The organism is Kitasatospora sp. NPDC001225, assembly GCF_053597855.1.
In genome coordinates this window covers 1-6,283 of the sequence record NZ_JBSFJC010000238.1, presented here as the reverse complement: position 1 = coordinate 6,283, position 6,283 = coordinate 1, and the positions used below count along the sequence as shown (strand labels likewise).

Sequence of the window (6,283 nt, the reverse complement as noted above, 5' to 3'; positions counted from 1 at the left end):
TGCCGCGGACGTTGCACGCGGAGGTGCCGTCGTCGCATGTGGACTGGTCCTCGGGCGGGGTGGAGCTGCTGGCCGAGGCGCGGGAGTGGCCTGAGCTGGGCCGGCCGCGGCGGGCGGGTGTGTCGTCCTTCGGGATCAGTGGGACGAACGCGCATGTGATCGTGGAAGGGGTCGCCGAAGAGCCAACTGCCCCCACAAAGAGCCCTGTTGATAATCCGGGTGTGGTGCCGTGGGTGGTGTCCGGCCGGTCGGTGGAGGCGCTGCGGGCGCAGGCGGGCCGGCTGGCGGAGCACCTGACGGAGCGCCCGGAGGTCGGCGCGGGCAGCGTCGGCTGGTCGCTGGTCGCGCAGCGCTCGCTGTTCGAGCAGCGTGCCGTCGTGACGGGTGCCGACCGTGAAGAACTGCTCGCGGGGCTGCGCGTCCTGGCCGAGGGCGGTACGGCGGACAACGTCACCGTCACGCCCCCCACCACACCCCCCGATGGCTCGAACAGGCTCGCGCTGCTCTTCACCGGCCAGGGTGCGCAACGCCTCGGCATGGGCCGCAGTCTGCACCGGGACTTCCCCGTCTTCGCGAAGGCGTTCGACGAGGCGTGCGCGCAGTTGGACGCGCACCTGCCCGTCCCCCTGAAGGACGTCGTCTTCGGTACGGACGCCGACCTCCTGGACCGCACCCTGTACGCCCAGTCGGCCCTGTTCGCCCTGGAGACCGCGCAGTTCAGGCTCCTGGAGCACTACGGCATCAGGCCCGACCACCTGCTCGGACACTCGGTCGGCGAGGTGGCCGCCGCCCATGTCGCGGGCGTGCTCGACCTGCCGGACGCCGCGCTCATGGTGGCGACGCGGGGACGGCTGATGCAGGCCGCCCGCGGCGACGGCGCCATGATCGCCGTGGAGGCCACCGAGCAGGAGGTCCTGGCGGTCCTCGGAGAGCGCGAGGACCTGGCCGGGATCGCCGCCGTCAACGGCCCGCGGTCCGTGGTGGTCTCGGGTGATGCCGCGGTCGCCACCGAGGTCGCGGACCACTTCGCGGCGCTGGGGCGCCGGACCAGGCGGCTGCGGGTCAGCCACGCCTTCCACTCTCCCCACATGGACAGCGCGCTGGAGGAGTTCCGCACCGTCCTCGAAGGCCTGACCTTCCGCGCCCCCGTCCTCTCCGTCGTGTCCAACGTGACCGGGCGGGAGGCCACCGCCGAGCAGCTCTGCTCCCCCGACTACTGGGTGTCCCACATCCGCCGCGCCGTCCGGTTCGGCGAGGGGGTCGAGCACCTCGCCGGGCTCGGCGTGGGGACCTACCTCGAACTCGGCCCCGACGGTGTCCTGACCGGTCTGGTCCCGGACTGCCTGCCGGCCGGGACCGACGCGGTCACCCTGCCGCTGCTGCGGGCCCGGCGCCCGGAGAGCGGCTCCCTGCTCACCGCGGTCGCCCGGGCCGCCTTCATCGGCCACCTGCCCGACTGGTCCCCGCTCTTCCCGGGCGCGCGGCCGGTGGAGCTGCCGACGTACGCCTTCCAGTACCGGTCCTACTGGCTGACGCAGGACACCGCCGTCGCGGACGTGGCCTCGGCGGGTCTGGAGACGGTGGGGCATCCGCTGCTGGGTGCGGCGGTCGAGCGGCCCGAGGGGAGGGGCTGGGTGTTCACCGGCCGCCTGTCGCCCACGACCCACCCCTGGACGGAGGACCACGTCATCGGCGAGGAGGTGCTGCTGCCCGGTGTGGCGCTGCTCGACGTCGCCCTCGCGGCGGGCGCCCGGGCCGGCTGCCGGCGGCTGGACGAACTCACCCTGGAAGCCCCGCTGTCCCTCCACCCTGACGCCCCGGCCGACCTGCGCGTGGTGCTGGACCCCGAGGAGGAGGGGCGCTGGTCGCTGGCCGTGTTCTCGCGCTCCGACGACACCTGGCGGCGCCACGCCACCGGCGTGCTGGCCGCCGGGGCCGAAGGCAGCGGGAGCGCGCTGACGGACTGGCCGCCGAAGGACGCGACCCCTCTCGACGTGGCCGACGCGTACCAGGCCCTGGCCGCCCGCGGCTACGACTACGGGCCGACCTTCCAGGGCCTGCGCGCCGCCTGGCGCGACGGCGACGTGCTGTACGCGGAGGTCGGGCTCCCGGCCGGCGTGGAGCCCTCCGGTTTCGGGGTGCACCCGGCCGTGCTGGACGCGGCGCTGCACCTGCTCGTCCTGGAGGGCGACCAGGCGGCCGGGCTCCGGCTGCCGTTCGCCTGGTCCGGTGCCGAACTGCACGCCACCGGTGCCACCGTGCTGCGGGTACGGCTGACGCCCACCGGCACCGACACCGTGGCCCTGGCCGTCTGCGACGCCGCCGGGGCGCCGGTCGCCACCGTCGAAGCGCTGACCCTGCGCCCCTACTCGGCGGCGGGCGGGGGCCGTACGCCGCTGTTCGCCGTGGACTGGGTGCCCGTGCCGGACCCGGCCGCCGCCACCGCTCCGGCCACTCCCGCCCCGGACCTGCCGACGGACCCGCCGACGGACCGCTGGGCCGTCCTCGGCACGCGCGGCCCCGACCTGCCGGGCGTGACCCGCCACGCCGACCTCACCACGCTGTCCGGTGCGGTCGAGGACCTGGAGGTGGCCGTCCTCCCGTGGACGGCGAGCGCGCCGGAGCACGAGGTGCCGTCCGCGGCCCATGACGCCGCCCGGGAGGTCCTGGGCCTGCTGAAGAGCTGGCTGGCCGAGGAGCACCGGACCTCCGCGCCGCTGGTGGTCCTCACCCGGAACGCGGTGGCCGTCGAAGCGGCGGAAGGCGTGGCGGACCTCGCCGCATCCGTGCTGTGGGGCCTGCTGCGTACCGCCCAGACCGAACACCCGGGCCGCTTCGTCCTGCTCGACGCCGACGCCGACCCGACCCCCGGGCTGGTGGCCGCCGCGCTCGCCACCGGAGAGCCCCAACTGGCCCTGCGCAACGGCACCTTGAAGGCCGCCCGGCTGGCCCGGCAGACACCCCGTGAGCTGCTCGCACCCCCGGAGGGCGCGCCGGCCTGGCGGATGGAACCGGGCGCCAGCGGCTCCCTCGACGCGCTGTCCCTCCGGCCCCGCCCCGAGGCGCTCGCCCCCCTGTTGCCGGGCGAGGTGCGCGTCGCCGTCCGCGCCGCGGGCCTCAACTTCCGTGACGCGCTGAACGCCCTGGGGCTCTACCCCGGCGACGCGGGCCCGCTCGGCATCGAGGGCGCCGGCGTGGTCACCGAGGTCGGCCCCGGAGTGACCGGGTTCGCGCCCGGCGACCGGGTCATGGGCCTGCTGCCCGGCGCCTTCGGACCGGTGGTCGCCACCGACAGCAGGATGCTCGTCACCGTCCCGGACGGCTGGACCTTCGCCCAGGCGGCGGCCGTTCCCGTCGTCTTCCTGACCGCCTACTACGCGCTGACCGACCTGGCCGCCCTGGCCCCGGGCCAGTCGCTGCTGGTCCACGCGGCGGCGGGCGGCGTCGGCATGGCCGCGGTCCAGCTCGCCCACCACCTCGGCGCGCGGGTCTTCGGCACCGCGAGCCCCGGCAAGTGGGACACGCTGCGCTCCATGGGCCTGCCGGACGAGCGCATCGCCTCGTCCCGGGACCTCCTCTTCGAGCAGGGCTTCCGCCGGGTGCTCGGCGAGGACGGCGGCTTCGACGTCGTCCTCAACGCGCTGGCCCACGAGTACGTGGACGCCTCGCTGCGCCTGCTGCGCCCCGGCGGCCGGTTCCTGGAGATGGGCAAGACCGACGTCAGGGACCCCGCGTCCCTCCCCGACGTCTCCTACCAGGCGTTCGACCTCATGGTGGTCGACGCGGACCGCATCCAGGAGATGCTCACCGAGCTCGTGCGCCTCTTCGAGGCCGGCGCGCTCACCCACCTCCCGCTCACCGTCCGGGACGTCCGCCGGGGCAGGGAGGCCTTCCGGCACATCAGCCAGGGCCGCCACACCGGCAAGAACGTGCTCACCCTTCCGGTGTCGTTGGATCCGGAGGGTGCGGTGCTGGTGGTCGGTGGGACGGGGGTGCTGGGGTCGTTGTTGGCGCGTCATCTGGTGGTGGCGTGCGGGGTGCGGCACCTGGTGCTGGTGAGTCGTCGGGGTGTGGAGGCGCCCGGGGCGGCGACACTGCGGGACGAGCTGTTGGGGCTGGGCGCGCGCAGTGTGGTGGTGCGGGCGTGTGACGCGGCCGACCGGGTGGCGTTGGGGGTGCTGGTCGACGAGGTGGTGGCGCAGCGGCCGCTGACGGGTGTGTTCCACGTGGCGGGGGTGCTGCGCGACGGGGTGCTGGTGTCGCTGGGTGCGGAGGCGCTGGGGGAGGTGCTGCGGTCGAAGGTGGACGGCGCGTGGGCGTTGCACGAGGTGACGCGGGAGCGGTGCCCCGGGCTGGCGGCCTTCGTGCTGTACTCCTCGGTCTCGGGCCTGGTGGGCACCGCGGGCCAGGCGAACTACGCGGCGGCGAACACGTTCCTGGACGCGCTGGCGCAGGAGCGGTCGGCCCGGGGGCTGCCGGGTCTGTCGCTGGCGTGGGGGTTGTGGGAGCAGGAGTCCGGCATGACCGCCGGCCTCGACGACACGGCCTTCCAGCGCTTCGAGCGGTACGGCATCGGAAAGATCCCCTCCGAGCAGGGCATGGCGCTGTTCGACGAGGCACGGCAGGGAAGCGAGCCGGCGGTGGCACCGCTGGTGCTCGACCCGGCGCGACTGCACGCGAGGGCCGCCGTGGCCGACCTGCCACCGCTGCTGCGCGGCCTCGTCTCAGCCCCGGCCCGGCGTACGGCGGCCCCGGCCGCGGCACCGAGGACGGCGGGCGCCTCCACCTGGACCGACCGGATCGCGGGGGCGGCCGGAGGACGCGGCCTCGACGTCGTGACGGAGCTCCTGTGCCAGGAGATCGCCGACGTCCTCGGCCACTCGGGGCCCGGAGCCATCGACACCGGCGCGGAGTTCCGGGGGCTCGGCCTCGACTCCCTCACCCTCGTCGAACTGCGCAACCGGCTCAACGCGGCCACCGGGCTCAGGCTCCCCGTCAACGTGCTGTTCGACCAGCCCACACCGGACGAACTGGCCGCCCACCTCCTGGCGGCCCTCGAACCCGGGCAACCGGACCCGGTCTCGCGCATCCTCGCCGACGCCGACCGGATGGAGGAGGCGTTGAAGCTCTTCGCCGGCGAGCGCGAGGACCGCACCAGGGTCACCACCCGACTGACGCAGATCCTTCGCGCCTGGCAGCGGGAGCAGGACGAACCCGCCGAATCCGCCGACGACCTCGACCACGTGACCGACGACGAACTCTTCGACGCGCTCGACAACGAACTGTCGCGCTGAGGTAAGGGAAAGGTGAGCCCCATGTCCAACGAAGCCAAGCTCCGCGACTACCTCAAGCGCGCCACGGCGGACCTGCGCGAGGCACGACAGCAGACCAGGGAACTGGAGGAGAAGGCCCACGAACCCATCGCGATCGTGGGGATGGGGTGCCGGTACCCGGGCGGGGTGAGCTCGCCGGAGGACCTGTGGCAGCTGCTGTCGGAGGGGCGCGACGCGATCTCCGGCTTCCCCGAGGGACGGGGATGGAACCTGGACGGCTCCGGCGCCCCGGCCCGGGACCAGGACGCGCGGGGACCCGGCTCGATCCCCACCCGGAGCGGCGGCTTCCTGCACGACGCGGACCTGTTCGACGCGGGGTTCTTCGGCGTCTCGCCGCTCGAGGCCGAGGCGATGGACCCGCAGCAGCGGCTGCTGCTGGAGGTGTCCTGGGAGGCGCTGGAGCGGGCGGGGATCCGTCCCGACACCCTGAAGGGCAGTGCGACCGGTGTCTTCACCGGGCTGATCTCCGGGGAGTACGTCTCCCGGCTGTCTTCCGTCCCCGCCGAGGCCGAGGGCTACGCCGGTACGGGGAACACGGCCAGTGTCGCGTCCGGCCGGGTGGCCTATGTGCTGGGGCTGGAGGGCCCGGCCGTGTCGGTGGACACGGCGTGCTCGTCGTCGCTGGTGGCGCTGCACCTGGCGGTGCAGTCGCTGCGGCGGGGCGAGTGCGCGATGGCGCTGGCCGGCGGTGTCACCGTCATGGCGGGTCCGTCCACGCTCGTCGAACTCGGCAAACAGGGCGGTCTTTCCCCGGACGGCCGGTGCCGGGCCTTCGGTGAGGGGGCCGACGGCACGGGGTTCGGTGAGGGTTGCGGCGTGCTGGTGCTGGAGCGGTTGTCCGACGCGCGGCGGGCTGGGCGCCGGGTGTTGGGGGTGGTGCGGGGTTCGGCGGTGAACCAGGACGGTGCGTCGAACGGGTTGACGGCGCCGAGTGGTCGGGCGCAGGTGCG

2 protein-coding genes are annotated in these 6,283 nt (G+C 74.5%); both read left to right on the top strand.

Annotated elements, in window-relative coordinates:
- The first annotated feature begins 23 nt into the window (after positions 1-23).
- The gene (locus tag ACWDCZ_RS38045; protein WP_449818325.1) at positions 24-5,294 is read left to right on the top strand and encodes an acyltransferase domain-containing protein; all 5,271 of its coding nucleotides are present in this window, start codon (positions 24-26) and stop codon (positions 5,292-5,294) included.
- 21 nt (positions 5,295-5,315) lie between these two features.
- On the top strand, positions 5,316-6,283 hold a 968-nt coding region (locus tag ACWDCZ_RS38040; protein WP_449818324.1), incomplete at its 3' end, for a beta-ketoacyl synthase N-terminal-like domain-containing protein.